We start from the raw sequence: 18,898 nt of genomic DNA, 5'->3' as shown, positions 1-18,898 counted from the left end.
CAGCAATAGTGAGATTCCTTCCCGAGAGTTCAGCGCCCCGGTTCGGGCAGCAGCTGATCTTCCGGCTGCTGGCCGTTATCGCCGTCAGCGTAGGACTGCTCGCGATGCACTCGATGACGATGGGGCATGGAACCAATACCAGTGCAGTGATGGCGGAGTCAACGGGACAGTTGACCGGTCACCTCTCACTGCTTGAAGGATCTGCTATCCCGGCTTCGCTGGAAAATGATTCGTGCTCTTGTGCTGCTCAGTGCGATGACCGGATGTCAGCCACACCTTCTTGCACGCCGCTCATCCCTTCCGGGCCTCAGCTGGCAGCCCCGGCGGGCTCTTCGTTCCCCGCCTACACCTCGGGGAGCTCACCAAACCCCGCGAATCTGCCCTCGAAGAGCGTGGATCCGCCGCCTCCCTCGTTACATCAGCTGTCCATCAGTCGTACTTAGACCGGCACTGCTTTAGAGCGGCACTGTGACCTTTTCAAGGGTCACTTTTTCACAATAGCTCTCATGGCCGTGGGCTCTCACGGCCCATCTCTTGGTGAACCATCAAAGAGATGGCTTCTGTCTGTTTACCCTCAACTAAGGATTCTGATGAACAAGAAAATTACCTTGCTGTCCATCTGTTTTGCAGCTGCCCTTGGCTTAGCGGCCTGCTCTACCGGCTCCGCTGGATCATCCATGCCGGGTATGGATCACAGCTCAACTCCGATGAGTAGCAGCAGCTCGCCGACAAAACACAACGGTGCTGACACGATGTTTGCGCAAATGATGATCGTGCATCATCAGCAAGCAGTGGAAATGAGCGACACGATCCTCGCGAAAGCTGGGATCGATCAGCGAGTGCTGGATCTGGCCGCCGCGATTAAAGCTGCTCAGGGGCCCGAGATCGCGAAAATGAAAACCATGCTCGCTTCCTGGAGTGAACCGGAAGCCATGACAGGAATGATGGCAATGCCGGGAATGATGGGCGACGCCGAGAAGAACGCCCTGTCTGCGGCGACCGGAACAGCCGCCACGAAGCTGTTCCTGACTCAAATGATCGCCCATCACCAGGGAGCCGTGGAGTCAGCAAAAGCAGAACGGAGTGATGGCCAAGATTCCGCCGCTGTGCAGTTAGCTGAGAACATCATCAAAGATCAGCAACTCGAAATCGACAAAATGAAGAAGATCCTCAGCAGCCTCTGAGCGATTGCGAGACCTTGGCCGAGGCCACTCACCCCATCAGCCGCTCTGGATGATGGGGTGAGTGGCGGGCGCACTGCGAGGCAGCCGTCCCACCACTCGGGTCGCTGAGGCAGGGGTAATCAACCCAGCGCGTCGGAGTTCGCTGCTGCAACGGCCAGGGCTACCGATTAGTTCATTCGGTGGTGAGGCACGGCTCGGGCAGCGGAAACCAGCGAAGTTCATCGAAAGCCGGGTCGATGACTGCTTGAGCGGGCGTGGCTAGCGGAAGGCTGCTCAGCAATAACTCTGCCGCGGCGAGCTGTTCGGCGAGCCCGGGCAGCTCAACCGCCGGAGTCTCCGCTGAGCTGCGCTCAGCCGGTTCGTAAAACAACTCACGAAGTTCGCTTTGCGAAGGCTTGACTGCATTGCGATGGGTCCAGCTACCGGAGCGGGGATTGAATCGATACTCGGTGATCAGCCTGTCGCCATAGCGTGCGAGCAGCTCAATCGAGGCGATGATGTAGTCGATTTCCTCGGCGCTATGTTCTGCTGCGGAAAGGCTCAGCCGGGTCCAGCCCGGCTTGATTCCTTCCAAGCCTTGCAAGACGACCTTTTCGAAAGCCGCCGATCGCTGGTCGTCAACGTCCAGCAGACGGTGTCCATAGGGGCCCGCACACGAGCAGCCGCCCCTTGCCTGAATGCCGAAAAGATCACTCAGCATCCCCACGACCAGATTGTGATGCAGGAAATGCCCGGAGTCGTTCGCTATCACGAACGAGATGATCGGGAGCCGCTCACTCGTTGGATTTCCCAGGATGCGAACTCCCGGAATCTCCTGAAGCCTTCGCATCACGTCCTGCACGAGCTGCTGCTCGCGGCATTCCATTCCCTCAGCGATCAGCTCGTCCTTCACCATGAAGGCCAGGCCGGCGCGGATCGCTCCGATGATCGCTGGAGTGCCTGCTTCTTCTTTTACTTCCAGACGTGATTCGTAATGATGATGGCGGGGCGAGACGAAGGTGACAGTGCCACCACCAGGAGTCGTCGGGATCTGCCGGGTCACCGCCTCCCGATTCACAATCAGTACGCCCGGGGTGTCTGGACCGCCGAGGAATTTATGCGGAGAAAGGAAAACAGCATCAAGGTGCCCCGATGTCTCAGAGCCCTGGACATCGATCGCCAGGTGCGGACCCGCTGCGGCGTAGTCCCAGGCGGCAAGTGCGCCGTATCGATGGAGCAGTCCGGTAATACCGGGAACATCGCTCAGCATGCCGGTGACGTTCGAAGCGGCGGAGAAGGAGCCCAGCAGAAGAGGATGGTCTCGGTGGCGGACGAGTTCGCGCTCAAGCATCTTCTGATCTATCCCGCCGTCGGCGTTTTCGCCGATCGGCACCACTTTCGCCCGACTTTCCCGCCAGACCAGCTCATTGGAATGGTGCTCGTAAGGACCGATGAATACCACGGGAGGCAGCTCTTCCTGAGTCACAGTATTCGTCAGGTCTATTAGCTGGGCGAATTTCGCGATCGCGGAGGTGGTTCCGGAGCCGGTGAAGATCACTGAGTGCTGAGTTTGATCGGCGTGCGTGGAACGGGCGATCGCGGTACGCGCCTGCTCCCGCAGTCGCGACATCTTCTGGGCGGCGAAAGCATCGGAATGAGTATTCGCATACCACGGCAGAACCCGTTCACGGATAAAGGATTCGATGCGCGGTAGGGGGCGTCCAGAGGCTGTGAAGTCTGCATAGAGCAAATGCTTGAGGCCAAAAGGACCTTCAACTGTGGCTGGGTAGCTATTTGATATTGGGGACTTGTCGGACACAGTCATCCTTGGCAGGGGCTCGCGTAGGGACTTTTCGGACCCACAAATTAACATGATGCATGAACAGTATTGGCTTTATTTGAATATCAGGCAAATCAGTCCTCAGGTTTACCGCCGCACATTCTCAGCAGAAGAGCAAGGGCGAATACTGCTGCCGCTACCTGGTTTAAAGCATTGTGGAAGACCCCGCTGATCCCTGTATCCACGGGGCCGCTCGGCTTTAAAAACAGAATCCAGCGTGTGTGAAAAGTTGCGCGAAGCACGTGCTGTGCGAAACGTGTGCCTGTTCTTCAGAGAGTCGGCGAGTCTGCAATGTCATCGAATTTAATTTTGCTTATCCATTCGAAAAAATCTGTATTTGCGAAAAATCGAAATCTATTTGATCGATAAAAATTGAATTATTGAAATTATCGATGAGTAGCCGTTGGAAGCCCCGGGGTGCGGATACTCGTTGGGAAAGTCTTGCGGGTGGTGATCTATCTGTTGAGGATCCGGTGGAGCGATTCAGTGGAAGGATGTTCAAGTTGCCCAAGGCGGTCGTGCACCGGCTCTGATCAGCCTCCGGATGCCCGAAGCACGTAGGCTATAACCGAAGACCGTCTTGAGGAAGGCTGAAAATGTCATCGAATCCGGGGTCCGCACCGACTCAGCAGAACGCCGTCGTCCGCTTCCTGAAAGAAAAATGGCTGGCCATAGTACTGGTGATTGTGGTGGTCGTCTTCATCTTTCAGAACACCTCGACCATCACCATCAGTCTGCTGTGGTGGCGGCTTTCCTCGCCACTGTGGGTGACCCTGCTGGCGGTTTTGGTGGTCGGTGCGCTGGTCGGCTATCTGGTCAGGAATCGGCGTCATAACAACAGATAGCGACTGAGCAGGAAGGCCAAGGCGCTCAGCCCGAGCAGCAGGCAAGCCGAGGCGCACAGCAGAGCAAGCCGGCCCAGGCCAGGTGGTGCCGCTGGTACCGGGCTGAGCAGCGCGTGATTCAGCGCCCGATAGCGCCGACCCGCTTCGGTCCACAGCAGTGAGACGATAACCAAGCCCAGGAAAGTCAGCGCGTACGAGGCGATGCCAATAACTGGCAGAAGCACCCTGCCGATGGCCACCGCGCCGACCGACAGGGTCAGGGCCGTACGCTGCCAAGCAAGTACGGTGCGTTCTGGTTGGAGGCCCGGGTCGAACAGCCGATCCGGCGGATCAGCTGTCATAGAAAGAAGCCCACGAGGACGAGGAGTCCGGCGATGACGACGACGGCGGCAAGCGGAGCGGAAAGCTTAGGCGCGGGCAGCGGGGTGGAATTGCGCAAGGCGCGTTCGTTGCGAAGCCAACCAAACCAGGCTTGGACGGGTGCGCCGATACCGGCAAGAATCAGGATGATCGCGGCTGCCAGCCGCAATCCGGAATGCACTGAACTGGCGAAGACCTCGATGGCGATGCCCGCCGCAATGAGCGCCACCCCAGTTCTGATCCACGCCAGAAAGGTTCTCTCATTGGCCAGCGAGAAGCGCGGATCCGGTTCCTGCCCGGTCTCGTAGAGAGCTTTGGGGAAACGGCGTTCGTTCTCGGAAGGCATCCCTGAACTCCTGAATCGCTGGAAGGAATTTAGACCACCAGCCTATCTAGAACCCAGGTTCCTGCCCGAAAATCAGCGAAGAATCAACGAAAAAACTGCCTGTTTAGGATTTTTGGGAGAGTTTTTTGAGCTTATCGGCAGGTTCTTTTCAGGTGCAGCGGCCTACAGTGAGCATCTCGCTTAACGGCGACCCCCGCAGTTAAGCGCTGGAATAACCCGAGTCCCAACGAACGAAGGAATGTCCACGATGAAATTGATCCGTCTTGCCGCTGCATTGAGTGCCGCGGCTGCGCTGTCCTTGAGCGGACTGGCTACCGCCTCAGCAACTCCGGTTGCGCCGCTGGCCAAGGCAGCGGTCAGGCCCGCTCCCGAGATCATTGCCGGCAGCGTCGCCGACTTTTCCACGGTCCCCTACGCGGCACAACAGTATGTCAACGGCTCGTTCAACTGCAGCGCCTCGATCATTTCCGCTACCTGGGTCTTGCTCGCCAAGCACTGCGTTGAAAATGTCAGCGCCTCGTCCATCACCTTCAAGCTCGGTAGCGCAACCCGCGGCCAGGGCACCACGATCGGCGTCAAGAGAGTGGCCCAGTGGAGCAGCGGTGACGTGGCACTGGCGGAGCTGAAGAGCGCCTTCCAAGGCAGCTATGCCACGCTCGGTGCGGGTAACCCGAGCGTCGGCGCTTCGGGCAATATCTACGGCTGGGGCCGGGAGACCGTGAGCGGCCCGGCAGCTTCTCAACTCAAGACCGCCGTGGTGCAGGTGACCGGCCTGGATAGCAGTCACTGGCCCGGCCCGGCGATCGCTCATAAGGGCATCGATGGGCAGGCTCTGTACGGCGACTCCGGTGGCCCGCTGGTGATCGGCGGCAAGGTGGTCGGCGTTTGCTCAGGCCCGGTGTCCTCCAGCGACATCGGTGATGCGCACGGTAATGTGCTCTACGCTTCGGTGCCGGCTTCGGCTTCCTGGATCCAGAGCGTGAGCGGCGTCTCCGCGCAGTAGCTCAGCTTCGCCAGGGAGGGGTGTCGGCTCAGGCCGGCGCCCCTCCCTGGCTTTCTCTGTTGTGTTTGCCGACTCAGCGGTGAATCAGTTCTTCCCAATTCACCGGCACACGGTCTGCCGGGGCGGGAACCGGCTGATCAACTGGGTGCGACTGAGGGTCGGCCAATCGGGGGCCATAGCTGAAGGCCTCCGTGGTGAAGTCATAGAACCAGTCTTCCCCGGGTTCAAAACTGGTGATCACCGGATGCCCGGTCTTAGCCACGTGAGCGCTGGAATGCTGGGCTGGTGAGCTGTCACAGCAAGCGATATGACCGCACTCGGCGCAACGGCGCAGATGCACCCACCAGCCTTCCGGTTCCGAGAGGCATTCCGTGCAACCGGTGCCGCTGGGTTCCGCTTGCGGATTGATGCCAGGAATCAGATCTGAAGCCATTGCGATTCTCCTTTGAAGCGAGCGCGAACTCGAATGAGCTCAGGGCAGTCAGCTAGCTGACGGCGTCGCCAGCAGGCTGTCTCTTCAGCCTAACCAATCCGTCTCAACTCGGCATCGGACTGCACCACGGGGAATCAGCGATCACCGGGTGGCTCATCAGGGCCTAGGCTCGGGGACGGGCCAGGGGAGGGACTGCTAGGCGGCTTTCCGGCGTCGTCCGTGCTGGAAGGTTTGGCGGTCACCCAGACGGTACTCGGGCTGGGGCTCGGAACGCTTGGCCGGGCAATCAGCAGCACCACGGTTCCGCCGACCGCGACGGGGGAGGCCTCGGCAGGGCTGAGCCCGAGAACGGTTCCCGCTGCCGCGGAACTGGCTTCGAACTTCTCCTGGACCACGAGTCCAGCGGCTTTGAGGATCTCGCCTGCCTGGTCGACGGTGCCGCCCACCAGTGCACCCGGGACCACCGTCCAGCCCGAGGCCAGTAGCAGCGAGACCTTGCTGCCCCGGGGCACTCTGCTGCCACCGGGCGGGGAACTTTCCAGGATGCTTCCCGCCGGAAGCGATGAGTTCTGAGCCGAGGGCTGACCGATCGCCAGCCCGGCCTGGGCGAGCATCTGCTGTGCGGCTTCCAGGGTCAGGCCCTTCAGCGCTGGAACCTCGGTGAGAGCCGGGCCGGTTGAGACCAGCAGACTGACCACAGCGCCTTTGCCGAGCAAGCTCCCGACCGCTGGTTCGGTGCCTGCGACCTTTCCGCTTTTGACGCTGTTACTGCTGACCCGGCTATGGCCACCCACTTTGAAGCCCTGGTTTTCCAGCAGTTCGGTGGCCTCTTCCGGGCTCTGACCGTTCACAGCTGGAACCGCGAGCAAGGAGCTGGCACCCGCTGAACTTGCGGCCAGGAAGGGCGCGAACCAGCCATTCAGAGTGCCGGTGACGGTCAGGGCGAGCGCCATGATCAGTGCGCCGAGCAGCAAGGGAACGCCCCAGCGCCGCTTTGTCTTGGAGGAATTTCTGGCTTGGGAAGTTCTGGCTTGGGGAGTTCTGGCTTGGGGAGTTCGGGTTCGGGGCGGCCTGTGGTTTTGCCGCCTCACGGTAGCTGGCTGCGGCGTCGCTGCGAACGAAGCTGCCGGGCTGATCGGAACAACCGGTAGCTGGGCGGTGATGGGCACGATGACGGGTAGCTGATCTGTGCTGTCCTTGACCATTTCAGCGGCCCTCCGTGCTCCCGGCGAACTGCGCGTACACCACATAGTTCTTGCCGGAAAAGAGAGTGGTGCTGTATTGAAAGCAAGTGATCAGGACGAGCCGCCCGGGGTGCTTTTCCCAGAGTTCGGGCTGCTGAGCCACTGTTTTCTGGTCGTATACGGTGGTTGAGCTGACCAGATATCGGTAACTGCCCTGTGCTGTGCTGACGACGATTTCATCGCCTTTCCGAACCGCCCCGTTGTGCTTCTGCAGATCCAGCAGGGGGTTGAAGACGGCGTAGCCATTCCCTGAGGAATGGGCGATCAGATATACCGTGTTCTCGCTCTGGGCACTGGGTGCGCCGTAATCGGACATCCAGTACGTGTAGGAGACGGTGGGCGGATTGAAGCGGCCACCGGCAGGGTTCGATTGCGGGAGTATTGAGGAATCCAAGCCCAGGCGGCCCAACTGAACCCTGAGCGGCTGGTCTGCGGCAGGTTGTGGAGCTGCGGCGTCGGGCCGCGAAGGGCGTGGGACGGCAGGGCCCGCGGAAGGCTCAGAGGCGGTAGCAGAAGACGCGGACGGCCGCTGCGTCGAGATGTTCGACGTCGCGGTGGCACTCGGTTCCGCCGCCGGTGCCAATAAATTCCAGCAGACCACAGAGAGCGCCGCCAGGGCTATGGCGAGTGTGCCGATCAGTGTTCCCCGCCCCAACAGTCGGAGCGAGCGCGGGCGGTTCATCGAGCGAGTTCCGCATAGAGATCGGCGCGCTGCAGAATGCTGTGCAGATAATCCTGCGAGGGGTTATAGGCCAGAATGGCAGCGTTCCAAGCCTCAGCATTCCTCAGATCGGTACCCGATGCGCAGAGATAGGCCGCGGCGCTCCAGGCGGCGTCGTCAATGTTCTGCGGGTCGGCGAGGCCATCGCCGTTACCGTCCTTTCCATACTGTGCCCAGGTCGCCGGGAGGAATTGCAGCGGGCCGATGGCACGGTCAAACACTCGGTCACCGTCCAGGGCGCCGCCGTCGGTATCGAGTACTTTGGCGAAATGCTCGCCGTCCAGCGCCGGACCGATGATCTTTTCGGAGGCACTGCCGTCGGGACGCAACTGCTTACCGCCGATTGTCGCATCAGCGGACTCCAGATAGCCGATGGCAGCCAGCGTGTTCCAGCCCAGGTGGCAAGCCGGGGAATGCCACGCCTGATTGAGTGTCGCCTGACTATAAGCCTTGAGCGCCCGGGGAGAGATGCCGGTACGAGCTGAGATCTGCTGCAACCACTGCTGATCGACGTACAGCACCTTGTGCTGTGCTCCGGCTGAAGCCTGCGGCGCGGCCGCCGAGATATCCGCGGACTGGTCCGGAGCCGCTGGATCGCCGGAGCCGGGCATCCCGGAAGCACCGATCGCCGTCGGAACGGGGTGGCTTGACGCCTGTTGAAGGGTGGCGAGCCAGACCCCGGCGGGCAGCACGACCGCGATGGCGAGCAGCGTGGAGAAAACAGCTTTCATCCGCTGACCTAGCCGAAACGACCGTTGACGTAGTCGCTGGTTCGCTCGTCCCGGGGGTGATTGAACATCGCCTGGGTGTCTCCGTGCTCGACGATCACGCCCGGGGTGTTCTGGGCAGCCAGGAAGAACGCGCAATGATCGGAGACACGGGCAGCTTGCTGCATATTGTGGGTCACGATCACAATGGTGACTTGTTCGCGCAGCGATTCGATGGTTTCCTCCACGCGTCGAGTGGAGGTCGGGTCTAAGGCTGAACACGGCTCGTCCATGAGCAATACCCGGGGAGCCACCGCGAGCGAGCGAGCGATGCAGAGTCGCTGCTGCTGGCCTCCGGAGAGCCCGCCTCCGGGTTGGTGCAGCCGGTCCTTGACCTCTTCCCACAACGAAGCTTTGCGCAGCGAATCCTCGACCAGCCAGTCCTTTTCATCACGGCTGGCTTTAAGACCGGTCAGTTTGAGCCCGGCGATCGTATTATCGTAAATGCTCATTGCCGGGAACGGATTGGCTTTCTGGAAGACCATGCCGATATTGCGCCGGGCCGCAGTGACCCGTCGGCCCGGATCATAGATATCTTCGCCGTCCAGCTTGACCTCACCGGCCAGGGAAGCACCGGGAATCATCTCGTGCATCCGGTTGAGAATCCTCAGGAAGGTCGATTTGCCGCAGCCCGACGGGCCGATCAGTGCGGTGACCTTGCCCGCCGCCATCGTCAAAGAGACTCGGTCGAGCACATTGTGATCGCCGAACCAGGCACTGATGTTCTCCGCGCGCAGCTCAGCCGGGCCATTGCCATCTGCGCTCTCCTCTGTCCAGAGATCCTGATCGTCGAGCATCAAGGAGCCGAAGCCCGGTGCAGGCTGCTCAGCAACGATGCTCTCGGAGGCTGGGACGGCGGCGGGCGAGGGAAGTTGGTCGTGGTACGGTTCAGCTCTGCGCATGGGTTTCCTTTCTAAGTGCCGGTGCACTGGGCGAAGTGACCGGGTTCGGTCACAGCAGGTTCGGCAAAAGCATATTGATCTGCCCTCCGGTGAGAATGCTGAGCAGCAGCAGGATGGGGGTCATCACGAGCCAGGTTTGCCACTTTCCCCATCGCTTCCAGCTCCAGACGGCGGCTGCTGCGGCCGCGGTCAGGAGTTGCAGCAGCAGGATCATGCCGAAGAGCCCCGAGGTATCCTGCGCCATGGCTTGCTCAGAGCCTGGCAGAGCTTCGGCGGAAATGGTCTTGGCCGGCCGGGGCGCGGGTTCTGAGACGAGTTTCGCGTCCACTCGCAGTATCTGGCTGGGCAGGAACGCCGGGCCTGAGGCTGAGATCAGAGTGATCCGACCTTCTGCCTTGGCGAGCTTGGGCGGCAGCGGATCTCCCGGCAGCCGGGAGCCCATCACCTGATAGGTGAACTTGCCTTGACCGGTGGTTACCACGAAGCGATCCCCGGCTTTGAGATTCCGAAGGCTGGAGAACACCCCGCCATAGGCTCCTGAACGGCCCATCAGAACCGCTGTGCCGGATTGCCCGGGAAGCACCGAATCTCGACGGTGGCCGACGCCGACCGCCGTCTGGGAAGAAGTCGTTCCTTCGACGATGACCTCGGACAGATTGAGCTGGGGAATTTCCAGCAGTGCCACCGGGGTGCCGGGGACAACCCATTTCCCCTCGGAGTCCTTCTCACCCACCGGAACCGAGCCTTCGGCAAGGCTCAGCCGCAATTGATGGAAAAGCGAGGTCTGAGAAGTGGTGTGCTGCAATTGCGAGACAAAGACCAGGTTCAGCAGTAGGCCGATGATGACGATGGCCAGCATCCTGAGGCCCAGCCCGAGGTCCCACTGCCATTTCTGAGTCACCGGGGCGGGTTGTACCGCGGCGGCTCGCACCGGTGGGGTCTGGCTCTCGTGCTGAGGCCGGTCCAGCAGTGCCGTCATGGTTTACGACTTCCGGAGCCGGAACGCCGGCCGGCTACCAACCGTGCGGTCAGCGGGGGAGCCAGCAGCAGGCCCAAGAGGATGATGCCCGCCACGATGAGCATGGTCTGAGGGGATCCCCAGCCATTTTCCCCGGCGAGCACCAGGGGCACTGCGGCTACCGGCTCACCCGATCCGGAGTCAGTGGTGCCGCCGCCGGAGCACTCTCCGGTATCCGGATCGCAATTCCCCGCAGCGGGTGCACCGGCTGCGGTGGGGGCTTTGGAGGTCTTCGAACCCGCCGTCGGACCATTGGTGCCAGCCGGGCCATTGTTGTTCTTGGGTCCAGCGGGAGTGTTGTCCTGCTTTGTGGCCCCGGGGCCGGATCCGGGACCGCCATTGGCCGCCGCGGACGCCCCGGTCCAGGGCGCTTGGCAACGCGCATCGCAGCCGTCGGGGAATGGCGCCGTGCGCACCAGCTGATTGATGTTCGGCTTATCCCCGGGTTTGAAGGTCGGGTTATTGCAGGGGTTACCGGAGCTCGTTTTAGCGCTCTGCTCGGTGGCGGAGATTTTGGCTGTCGTCTCAGCATCGATTCCGGGAATCTTCCGTACCTGCTCCATGGCCGCCAGCACTAGGTTCATCGGCAATGGCGAGTAGCCAAGACTGCCCATCGTGCGTTGCCCTTCGCAGAGCGAATAACTGGCGAATCTGGCGAGCGCTGCGCCCTTACCTTTACTGAAATTCCCCTGTAGCTGAGCGGGCGCGATCATATAGGAGTAAGCCGAGATCGGATATGTCCGAGGATCTCCGTAGGAGTACACCTGAGAGAGATCCTGGCTCAGGTAATTCGCGGAATTCGGGTCATTGTTGATCACCGCTTTGGTGAGCGCCACGGCGACCGCGGTATCGGTCGGTACGGTGTAGAAACCTGCGGCGTTCTGAATATTCGCCACCGGGAAGCCAACGCCCTTGGCGTAGGAGAATTCGTCGTAGTTAATCGTGTACGGGGTGTTCGTGGTGTAGGTGGTCACTCCGTTGGAGCCCGATTGCGCGGTGAAGTTGGCAAGACCCTGATAGGGGAAATAACTCGTGGCAGCCTTCGGATTACAGTGGGTTTTTGCGCAGAGCGCAGCGTAGTGCTGCGGGTACTGGCGGAGCATCCAGAGCGTGAACTGCGCGGTGGCGCCCGAGCCATCGGAGCGAACCACCACGGTGATGCGTTGCGCAGGCAAGGCGATGCCGGGGTTCGTCTTGGCGATCGCCGGGTCGTTCCACTGGGAGATCTGCCCGCTGAAGATCTTTGCTAGGGCCTCCTGGGAAAGCTTGAGATTCTCAAACCGCTTACCCCCGACATTGACGTTGTACATAAAGGATGTGCCGCCCGCAACCACGGGCAGCATGGAGTATTTGAAGTTCGGGAAATTGGTGTCCTGCTTATCAGCGGTATCTCCGCGGTAAGGAATTTCCGAGATCGCGAAGTCACTCAATCCGGTGGCGAAGTTCTTCCGGCCCGAGGAGGAGCCATCCGGAGTGAAGTCGACGGTCTGGCCTTGAGCTTTGACGTCGGTGACCCATTGGTTCACCGCGTTACCGGCCCAGGATGAGCCGTTTCCGGAGACCCGATCCAGGGCCGCCGCCGGGGGCGCGAGCACCACACCGAAGGTCAGGATCACGGTCAGTGCGGCGAGCACTCCGGCTGACTGACGATTGAACCGCTGAGAGCGCGAAGATGATGTCATGACGTTGGTTCCTGTGATTGCCGGGCAGAGAGATGCGGAGCAGAGGGGTCTTGCTGGGACGGACTGTGTGCGTCCTGGGCGGATTGCTCAGCCCAGGCGAGCGCCGCGGCCTCCTCGATCCTGGAAAGGGTGGCCCGAGACTTGCGGGCGCGACGTCGTCGTTGGCCGTTGCTGAGCTTGCCAGCTTCCTGACCGCCGATGATGCGGGCAATGATGAACATCACGAGCACCACGAAGAGCAGGAAAGCCGCTGTGGCGAAGCCGCGGGCGATCATATTGGGCTGTGGAGATTTGACGAATTCCAGAGCGGCCAAAGGCAAGGAGGTCTGCGGGCCGTTGAACGGATCGAAATTGAGATTGTTCGTCACTCCGGAGGTCAGCAGCACAGGAGCGGTTTCACCGATGCCGTGGGCGGTGCCCAGGATGATCGCCGTGGTCAGGCCGGAGCGGACCGTGGGCAGCACCACGTGTAAGACCACTCGCCATTGCCCCGCCCCGAGAGCTATTCCGGCCTCCCGTAGATTGCCCGGTACCAAGCGCAGGACGACGTCGGCCGAGCGGATCATAATCGGCAGCATCAGTACCGTGATGGCCAGGGCGGCCGCGAAGCCATTGAATTGCTTGGTGATGCCGACGACTACCGCGGCGTAGATGAACAGACCCGCGACCACGGAGGGCAGCGCAGTCATCGCTTCCACGATGGTACGAACCAGGCGGGCGAACTTTCCGCCCACCTCGTTCAGGAAGATGGCTGTGGTCAGGCTTAGGGGAACACTGATCAGCAGCGCGATGCTGATCTGTTCCAAGGTGGCGACCAGGGCGTGCAGGATGCCGCCCTTGTCCAGTCCGGCCAGTGGCCCTGCGACGCTCATATCCTGGGTGAAGAAGTTGAGGTTCCCGAAGACATCCCAGCCTCTGGTCGCGGTGAAACCGATCACCAGAGCCAACGAGCCGACCACGATTGCCGCCGCCGACCAGAGGATCACTGCCCAGAAGCGGTTTTTCACCGCCGGGCCGCGGTCGGTCAGGAAGACCAGGCTGGTGTAGATCAGGAGGAACCAGAGATAGCTGATGATCGGCGCCCAGCCCAGCGGTACCAGGCCCAGGCCCGCGCTCAGCAGCAAGCCGATAGCGACGCCGGCTAGAAGCGAACCGATCGAAGTCAATAGGTCGTTCCGAGAGAGCCCGACTTTGACTCTTTGCTGAGGCGGAGCCTCAGCGGGCATGGTCTCGCGGGGAAGCTGGGTGCTCACCAGCTTCGCCGCAGCAGAGTCGGAGCGTACTTGAGTGCTGGTCATCTCAGCCTTCGCTTTCTGCGCCGGAGCGGGATTTAGCGATAATCGCCGAGGCGGTGAAGTTCACCAGCATGGTCAGGATGAATAGGGTCAGGCCGGCGGCCATCAGCGCTGACATGGTGAACTGATTCGATTCGGCATAACGCAGCGCGATCAACGCGGCCACCGAGTTCGAGCCGTTCTGCAGAATATGAAAGTTGATCTGGAAGATCGGCGAAATGATCAAGTAGATCGCGATGGTCTCGCCCAGGGCCCGGCCCAGGCCGAGCATCGTGCCGCCGATAATGCCGCCTCGGCCGAAAGGCAACACCACTGAACGGATCACTCCCCAGCGGGTGGCGCCCAGGGCATAAGCACCTTCCCGTTCGCCGATCGGGGCTCGGGAGAAGGACTCGGTCATCATCGAGGTCTGGATCGGCACGATCATCAGGCCTACGACCAAGCCTGCGATGAAGGTCGAGGAAGTGTAGAGCGCGTCGTTGGGGAGCGGATTGGCGGGGTCTGCGCCGTCCACCCGGAAGATCGGTATCCAGCCGAACCAGGTGGAGAGCCACTGGCTGAAACCCACGATATTGACCTGCAGGAAGGCTAGGCCCCAGAGCCCGTAGACCACCGACGGCACGGCGGCCATCAGATCGATGATCGAGGTGAGCGTCCGCTTGAGTCCGGCCGGGGCGATCTCGGTGATGAAGAGCGCGGTGCCCAGCGAGAGCGGAAGCGAGACGATCAAGGCCACTATTGCCACCAGGACGGTGCCGGTCAGAACCGCGGCGATGCCGAAGTTATTGGTTTCCGGAGCCCATTCCTGGGTCGTGATGAATTCCACCAGCCCTCGTGAGCCGATCGCCTGGATCGCATTGCTGGTCAAGAAAAAACCCACCAGCACCATCACGGTGAGCACAATCACTCCGCCGCCGCGGGTGATGCCTCGGAACCGCCGATCAGCGGGTTCGCGTACCTGACGGAGCGTTCGAGCTTTTACTGCGATCTCTTGTGCTGGATATTCAGGGAGTAAGGTCACATCAACCCCGTTTGTTCTTCTGTGCGCGACCGATCCGGCTGAGCAACGGAGAGGCCAGGCCCGCCAGCAGTCCAATGCCGAGCGCGATGATCAGGGCGTATTGCAAGAAGCTGTTCGCCGCCCCCTGGGTCGATCCTGCCTGGCTCAGGTCTTCACTGCCCGGTGCTGCGGCGTTCCCCGGGGCGTCCTTGACTTTCCCGCCGTCGGTCGGCGCGGAAGGCGCGTCCGCTGCCGGTCCCGGGGCGTTACCGGTATCTGACTTGCCCGAGCCCGAATCTGCCGGATTTCCGGCTGCGGGTTTGCCACCGGGTGGAGGCAATTGCGCCGCCGGATCTGTGATGGATCGCAGTTTGCTCACAACAGCGGCCGTCTGGGCTTGTAAGGAGGCGGTGAGCGGTGCATAGCCGGGGGGCAGTTGCCCTGGAGCGGTGCCCGAGGCCTGCCCTTTGGTGCTGACATAGTCGAGCATGCTGGCAAAGGCCTTGGCATCTTTTGCCAGCAGTCCAGCGGGTTTCACGGCGGCGTAGACCGGCAGTGCCAGGGGGTAGGCTCCGGCGGCGTAGTCGGCGCTGACCGCGACCTTTTGGACGCCGTCGCCATCGGCCTTCTGCAGGCGTGCGGTTTCTTTTAGCAGGCTTGAGCTACTTGCTCCCACGCAGGCGTCGCCTTGGGTGTTGCACAACTTCGCCGTGGGCAGCTGATAACGAGCTGCCGTTGCGGCATCGGTGATGGAGAGCGAAAAGCGGTAAGGCAAATCCGCCGGTGTCGAAGTAGTCGAGATCCACTTTCCCACCGCGGGGAAGTCCGGAGCTACGCAGCCGCCTACTTTGCCGCACCATTCCTTATTGCTCGGGGTGATCGCCCGGAAGGCGTTTTTGCCGGTCACCGACATGCTGTCTTGCCGCGGATAAACATCGGGCATAGTGAGCGACAACTTGTTCTGATCGATCTGAGGTTTGCCGTCGGGGCCGGGGATCGGGCCATTCGCATCACGCACAATCGGCACGGATTCGTACCAGCCCGGCAGCGGATAGCTCGCTGAGTCCGGCGGGTAGCTGGCGGGGATATCGGCATAGGTGCTCGGTTTGACGGTCTGCTGCCGGCGCAGCTTGGCGGTGCTCTCCAGGGCCGTAGCTTGTGCCTGGCAGCCTTGGTAGCTTCTCGTCGAGTAGAAAGGATTGATCACCTGTCCGTTCTCATCCGGGCAGCCGTTGAGGAAGGCTCCGGCGTCGGGATCTGCGACCAGCCACTCCCAGAGCCGGTCCGCGGCGTCTGAGCGGAGTGATTCCAGCTGGATGTTCCCTCCGGTGAAGCTGCCTTTGTCGATTTTGCTGCTCAGTCCGGGATTCAGCTTGATGAACTCTGGATCGGAGACGATCGAAGCGGGGTAGTTCTGTGCCCAGGGCACTTTACTGGCGAATTCCTTTCCGCCGTCGCTATTAGCGTCCAGGCCCATCCCCGCCTGGTAGGACTGGGTGAGCAGCTTGGCCACCAGCCGGGCGTTGAGCTTGAGTTCCGGAACAGGGCCGAGATAGTTTCCCTGCGCGTCATTCATACCGATGTTGAAAGCCAGCACAATGCCGCTGAGCGCAATGGGGGCGTGCCAGGAACCGGGGGAGGGCTCGGAGGTCAGCACCATGGGCTGATTTCCCTCGGCCTGCTGACGCCGGGCCTGGGCATCGGAGAGTTTGGTGTACCCGGTAGCGAGTTTCTGGCTGCTACAGAGCGCCGGAATCCAGGAGTCCATTGCCGAATCGAGGAGTTCCGAGCCGGCCGAGAGGCTGCGGGCTTCACTGCCAGAGCAAGCCCCCGGTGCGTTGCGGAAGCCGAGCTTGACCTGCAGACGCTGGGCCCAGAGCGAGGGGCTCAGTGCGGAGCCCCAGGCCTCAGGGTAGTTATTGATATTGATCTCCGGAGTGCGCGGTACGGCAACCAGCCAGCAGTTCGAGGTGCTCGGACCGCGAGCCAGACCGCAGCCCATGAAATTCGCCTCCGCGCCGGTCTGCGTCTCGAAGACGGTTTGTGCTTTGCCCTCCGAGTCGAAATAGAGCCGATCGATCTCATTGGTCGTGGTGCTGGAGAAAAAGGTGTTGTGAGGTGCGTCCCCGGGAGTGCTGGAACCATCGATTCCCAGCACCGGGACCGCCGTCTTAGCCTCGTATTCGGCCCAGTCTCCGCCGCTGAGCAGAGGATCCCGCAGCGGAACCCGGCTGCCGATCCCTGGGTCACCGGCGCTGCCGATTCCCGCTGTTCCCAGCTGGCACGTCGCAGGATCGGGTGACGTCGCCCGAGGATCGGGCTTGCCATCGCTTCCCGGGGCGCCCCAGCATTGGAAGATCTGCAGATAAGGATTATTGGCGGCGTTTCCGCTCAGACTCTTGGGCCCGCCGCTGACCGTGAGCTGAATTGCCTGGTTCACCAGGCTCTCGGTCTGCGACACCGTGAGCTGAAGTCCGCCCTGACCGTTATCCGCGCCGAACTGAGAAGCGTATTTGTTATTGATCAGCGGAGCGATATCCAGGTAGTTCTTCCCCTTGGTGTGCAGAATCTGCTGGGTCTGATCCCTCGGGACCGTGGCATTCGCAGCGTTATTCCGGTTGTCCCAACGGACTGTGACGGCGGAATCGGTGCTGACCTGGCCGAGCTCGCTCCAGTTCGAGGCGTCTGAGCTGGCTTGAACCGGTAGCGCGGCCGCTACCGTCAGACCGAGAACTGAGACCAGCGCACAAGATAGCGAGAGCAGCCGGCGTGATGCAGTGAATGAAAGGCGCATGGTCTTCTTTCGAGATCTCAATGCTGGCGGCTGGGACGGCGTTTGAGCATCAAGTGCCAGATGATGGCGATCACGGTGACCAGGCCAAGAGCCAGGGCGAAGAGGCCCGCCATCCCAGCGGGAGTAGAGGCCGCTGTGCTAACCCAGGCGGTGAGCGGAGTGAAGGGGCTGTTAGTGCTCCCTCCCGGAGCAATCACTCGGACTTTGAGCGAATACGTCTTTCCCGAGGGAGTGCCGGTCAAGACCAAGGTGTGGTCTCCCGCCGGCAGGACCTGCGGGGCGGTAAAGGTGTACACCGCAGAACCATCAGCTGCCGCGCTCGCTGTCTCGGTCAAGCTGATCGGATCGGAATGGATCACCCCGGCCACGGTATCTCCCTCGGTGAAGCTGCCCGCGGGAGCCGAGACGGTGTAAGTTCTTCCGGGTTCAAGTTCGCCACCATCCGCCAGGCTGCTGCCCGCCGTTGGAGTGCCGGAGTCGGTCGTCGTTGGTTGTTCGCTGGGCGAAGGGCTGCCGGTGGGGGCAGCGCTCGTGGTGGTGGAGGTGGCGGTCGAGGTGGCCTGACCGCTGCCCGTGGTGAGGCTGAGCTCGGCGGAGAGCGGCGAGGCGTTGTACTTGGTGTCTTCCGGCGAAGGAGTGTACTTCGCCGTGTACTTGTATTCGGTCAGTGGCGTGAGCCCGCTGTGCTTGAAGCTGGCCTTCCCCCCAGAAACCCCGGAACTTCCGATTGACAAGCCATTCGCGAAGAACTCTATGCTGCCTTTGGCGTCTGAGGAGAGTCCACCGGCAGCCTCTGAGTCGACCTCCGCGCTGAGATCAATGGTGCTGCCGCCGTTGGCGTTGCCGGTGAGCTTGATCGTGGTGTCGGCCTTGCTGGCTGGCGCGGACCAGTTCTTCTGCGCATCGGTCTGGAAGGTGCTCCACACCGCGACCGGTTTGCCGCCGTCCAGAGTGAACATCAACTGGTAGTTCTCATCCAGGGCAGCGCAGACCAGTCCGAAGCTGTAAGTGTGGTTCGCAGCGAGTGCGGTGCGCACATCGGCGAGGTCTTCGCTGGGGGTGGCGTAATTGGAATACGTGGAGATCGCGGTCCGGATCGGGGTGAAAGCCGGGTCCGAGTACTGCTCAGCGTAGTTGTAGTTGGAGATCGGGTACTTGCTGCGCACCTCGGTCGTCGTGGTTGCCTGGGGCAGCTCGCTCCCGGGTTCGGTGATGAAATACACCAGGTTGGTCGAGCCGGTGGGGCAGGAGAAATTCGCCTCAAGATTCGTGGCGATCACCAGATCACCCGGATTACCCGATGCCCAGGTTCCCGAGGAAGGCGAGAGCACCAGCTTGCCCGCTCCGGTTCCTTCGACGGCGGCGCTCGCCGATCCGCTCACGGTCAAGCTAAGAGCCAGCGCAAGAACGATCGCGCCACCGGCGATCAGGGGTTTCACCTTATCGGCAATTCGGGAGAACATTGAGGCTGCTTTCTGGAAGTCT

18 protein-coding genes are annotated in these 18,898 nt (G+C 61.5%); 4 read left to right on the top strand and 14 right to left on the bottom strand.

Annotation, left to right across the window (positions count from 1 at the left end; translation table 11 throughout):
- Nucleotides 1-8 precede the first annotated feature (8 nt).
- Nucleotides 9-443: a DUF6153 family protein gene (locus ABDK06_RS04410; protein ID WP_394939310.1), complete on the top strand. Its 435-nt coding sequence runs from the start codon at nt 9-11 to the stop codon at nt 441-443.
- A 147-nt stretch (nt 444-590) separates the two neighbouring features.
- On the top strand, nt 591-1,184 hold the full coding sequence (locus ABDK06_RS04405) for a DUF305 domain-containing protein (RefSeq protein ID WP_394939308.1): 594 nt from the start codon (nt 591-593) through the stop codon (nt 1,182-1,184).
- A 172-nt stretch (nt 1,185-1,356) separates the two neighbouring features.
- Here the strand turns inward: ABDK06_RS04405 and ABDK06_RS04400 are convergent, their stop codons facing one another.
- Nucleotides 1,357-2,982 (bottom strand): aminotransferase class V-fold PLP-dependent enzyme, encoded by a 1,626-nt coding sequence (locus ABDK06_RS04400; protein ID WP_394939306.1) that lies wholly within the window; start codon nt 2,980-2,982, stop codon nt 1,357-1,359.
- Between the two features lie 617 nt (nt 2,983-3,599).
- On the opposite strand from ABDK06_RS04400, the gene ABDK06_RS04395 reads away from it, so the two are divergent.
- Nucleotides 3,600-3,848, top strand: a complete 249-nt coding sequence (locus tag ABDK06_RS04395) for a lipopolysaccharide assembly protein LapA domain-containing protein (RefSeq protein WP_394939304.1) — start codon at nt 3,600-3,602, stop codon at nt 3,846-3,848.
- Here ABDK06_RS04395 and ABDK06_RS04390 read toward each other — a convergent pair.
- Nucleotides 3,833-4,189 carry a DUF202 domain-containing protein gene (locus tag ABDK06_RS04390; RefSeq protein WP_394939302.1) on the bottom strand — a complete coding sequence of 119 codons (357 nt, stop codon included), beginning with the start codon at nt 4,187-4,189 and terminating at the stop codon, nt 3,833-3,835. The genes ABDK06_RS04395 and ABDK06_RS04390 overlap by 16 nt on opposite strands.
- The gene (locus ABDK06_RS04385) at nt 4,186-4,554 is read right to left on the bottom strand and encodes a YidH family protein (RefSeq protein WP_394939300.1); all 369 of its coding nucleotides are present in this window, start codon (nt 4,552-4,554) and stop codon (nt 4,186-4,188) included. Before ABDK06_RS04385 ends, ABDK06_RS04390 begins: the two co-directional genes overlap by 4 nt.
- Before the next feature lie 247 nt (nt 4,555-4,801).
- Here ABDK06_RS04385 and ABDK06_RS04380 point away from each other — a divergent pair, with 247 nt between their 5' ends.
- Nucleotides 4,802-5,557 carry a S1 family peptidase gene (locus tag ABDK06_RS04380; protein ID WP_394939298.1) on the top strand — a complete coding sequence of 252 codons (756 nt, stop codon included), beginning with the start codon at nt 4,802-4,804 and terminating at the stop codon, nt 5,555-5,557.
- 73 nt (nt 5,558-5,630) lie between these two features.
- Here ABDK06_RS04380 and ABDK06_RS04375 read toward each other — a convergent pair whose 3' ends face one another.
- The 11 genes from ABDK06_RS04375 to ABDK06_RS04325 form a co-directional block, all read right to left on the bottom strand.
- Nucleotides 5,631-5,990, bottom strand: a complete 360-nt coding sequence (locus tag ABDK06_RS04375; RefSeq protein ID WP_394939296.1) for a UBP-type zinc finger domain-containing protein — start codon at nt 5,988-5,990, stop codon at nt 5,631-5,633.
- A 134-nt stretch (nt 5,991-6,124) separates the two neighbouring features.
- Nucleotides 6,125-7,195: a PASTA domain-containing protein gene (locus ABDK06_RS04370; RefSeq protein WP_394939294.1), complete on the bottom strand. Its 1,071-nt coding sequence runs from the start codon at nt 7,193-7,195 to the stop codon at nt 6,125-6,127.
- Between the two features lies 1 nt (nt 7,196).
- A complete protein-coding gene (locus tag ABDK06_RS04365; RefSeq protein ID WP_394939292.1) occupies nt 7,197-7,916 on the bottom strand; it encodes a class F sortase in 720 nt (239 codons plus the stop codon).
- A complete protein-coding gene (locus ABDK06_RS04360; protein ID WP_394939290.1) occupies nt 7,913-8,686 on the bottom strand; it encodes a lytic transglycosylase domain-containing protein in 774 nt (257 codons plus the stop codon). Before ABDK06_RS04360 ends, ABDK06_RS04365 begins: the two co-directional genes overlap by 4 nt.
- Before the next feature lie 8 nt (nt 8,687-8,694).
- Nucleotides 8,695-9,519, bottom strand: a complete 825-nt coding sequence (gene pstB / locus ABDK06_RS04355; protein ID WP_394940795.1) for a phosphate ABC transporter ATP-binding protein PstB — start codon at nt 9,517-9,519, stop codon at nt 8,695-8,697.
- A 154-nt stretch (nt 9,520-9,673) separates the two neighbouring features.
- Nucleotides 9,674-10,603 carry a sortase gene (locus tag ABDK06_RS04350; RefSeq protein ID WP_394939288.1) on the bottom strand — a complete coding sequence of 310 codons (930 nt, stop codon included), beginning with the start codon at nt 10,601-10,603 and terminating at the stop codon, nt 9,674-9,676.
- On the bottom strand, nt 10,600-12,324 hold the full coding sequence (locus tag ABDK06_RS04345) for a substrate-binding domain-containing protein (protein ID WP_394939286.1): 1,725 nt from the start codon (nt 12,322-12,324) through the stop codon (nt 10,600-10,602). The genes ABDK06_RS04350 and ABDK06_RS04345 overlap by 4 nt, the downstream gene beginning before the upstream one ends.
- The gene (locus tag ABDK06_RS04340) at nt 12,321-13,622 is read right to left on the bottom strand and encodes a PstA family ABC transporter permease (RefSeq protein ID WP_394939283.1); all 1,302 of its coding nucleotides are present in this window, start codon (nt 13,620-13,622) and stop codon (nt 12,321-12,323) included. Before ABDK06_RS04340 ends, ABDK06_RS04345 begins: the two co-directional genes overlap by 4 nt.
- A gap of 1 nt (nt 13,623) precedes the next feature.
- Nucleotides 13,624-14,640, bottom strand: coding sequence for a phosphate ABC transporter permease subunit PstC (pstC, locus tag ABDK06_RS04335; RefSeq protein WP_394939281.1), 1,017 nt, complete (start codon nt 14,638-14,640; stop codon nt 13,624-13,626).
- Nucleotide 14,641: 1 nt separating this feature from the next.
- The gene (locus tag ABDK06_RS04330; RefSeq protein ID WP_394939279.1) at nt 14,642-17,413 is read right to left on the bottom strand and encodes a hypothetical protein; all 2,772 of its coding nucleotides are present in this window, start codon (nt 17,411-17,413) and stop codon (nt 14,642-14,644) included.
- Nucleotides 17,414-17,430: 17 nt separating this feature from the next.
- The gene (locus ABDK06_RS04325) at nt 17,431-18,876 is read right to left on the bottom strand and encodes a hypothetical protein (protein WP_394939277.1); all 1,446 of its coding nucleotides are present in this window, start codon (nt 18,874-18,876) and stop codon (nt 17,431-17,433) included.
- Nucleotides 18,877-18,898: the final 22 nt, after the last annotated feature.

It is taken from the genome of Psychromicrobium ferritrahens, from assembly GCF_043789415.1.
Classification (GTDB): Bacteria; Actinomycetota; Actinomycetes; order Actinomycetales; family Micrococcaceae; genus Renibacterium.
Note: the sequence above shows the minus strand (reverse complement) of the source record. Positions and strands in the feature narration are given on the sequence as shown.

What these genes read in the sequence shown, in the direction of transcription:
- ABDK06_RS04405 (WP_394939308.1), top strand. Translation starts at nt 591, where the DNA reads ATGAACAAGAAAATTACCTTGCTGTCCATCTGTTTTGCAGCTGCCCTT.
- ABDK06_RS04395 (WP_394939304.1), top strand. Translation starts at nt 3,600, where the DNA reads ATGTCATCGAATCCGGGGTCCGCACCGACTCAGCAGAACGCCGTCGTC.
- ABDK06_RS04390 (WP_394939302.1), bottom strand. Translation starts at nt 4,189, where the DNA reads ATGACAGCTGATCCGCCGGATCGGCTGTTCGACCCGGGCCTCCAACCA.
- ABDK06_RS04385 (WP_394939300.1), bottom strand. Translation starts at nt 4,554, where the DNA reads ATGCCTTCCGAGAACGAACGCCGTTTCCCCAAAGCTCTCTACGAGACC.
- ABDK06_RS04380 (WP_394939298.1), top strand. Translation starts at nt 4,802, where the DNA reads ATGAAATTGATCCGTCTTGCCGCTGCATTGAGTGCCGCGGCTGCGCTG.
- ABDK06_RS04375 (WP_394939296.1), bottom strand. Translation starts at nt 5,990, where the DNA reads ATGGCTTCAGATCTGATTCCTGGCATCAATCCGCAAGCGGAACCCAGC.
- ABDK06_RS04370 (WP_394939294.1), bottom strand. Translation starts at nt 7,195, where the DNA reads ATGGTCAAGGACAGCACAGATCAGCTACCCGTCATCGTGCCCATCACC.
- ABDK06_RS04365 (WP_394939292.1), bottom strand. Translation starts at nt 7,916, where the DNA reads ATGAACCGCCCGCGCTCGCTCCGACTGTTGGGGCGGGGAACACTGATC.
- ABDK06_RS04360 (WP_394939290.1), bottom strand. Translation starts at nt 8,686, where the DNA reads ATGAAAGCTGTTTTCTCCACGCTGCTCGCCATCGCGGTCGTGCTGCCC.
- pstB (WP_394940795.1), bottom strand. Translation starts at nt 9,519, where the DNA reads ATGCTCGACGATCAGGATCTCTGGACAGAGGAGAGCGCAGATGGCAAT.
- ABDK06_RS04350 (WP_394939288.1), bottom strand. Translation starts at nt 10,603, where the DNA reads ATGACGGCACTGCTGGACCGGCCTCAGCACGAGAGCCAGACCCCACCG.
- ABDK06_RS04345 (WP_394939286.1), bottom strand. Translation starts at nt 12,324, where the DNA reads ATGACATCATCTTCGCGCTCTCAGCGGTTCAATCGTCAGTCAGCCGGA.
- ABDK06_RS04340 (WP_394939283.1), bottom strand. Translation starts at nt 13,622, where the DNA reads ATGACCAGCACTCAAGTACGCTCCGACTCTGCTGCGGCGAAGCTGGTG.
- ABDK06_RS04330 (WP_394939279.1), bottom strand. Translation starts at nt 17,413, where the DNA reads ATGCGCCTTTCATTCACTGCATCACGCCGGCTGCTCTCGCTATCTTGT.
- ABDK06_RS04325 (WP_394939277.1), bottom strand. Translation starts at nt 18,876, where the DNA reads ATGTTCTCCCGAATTGCCGATAAGGTGAAACCCCTGATCGCCGGTGGC.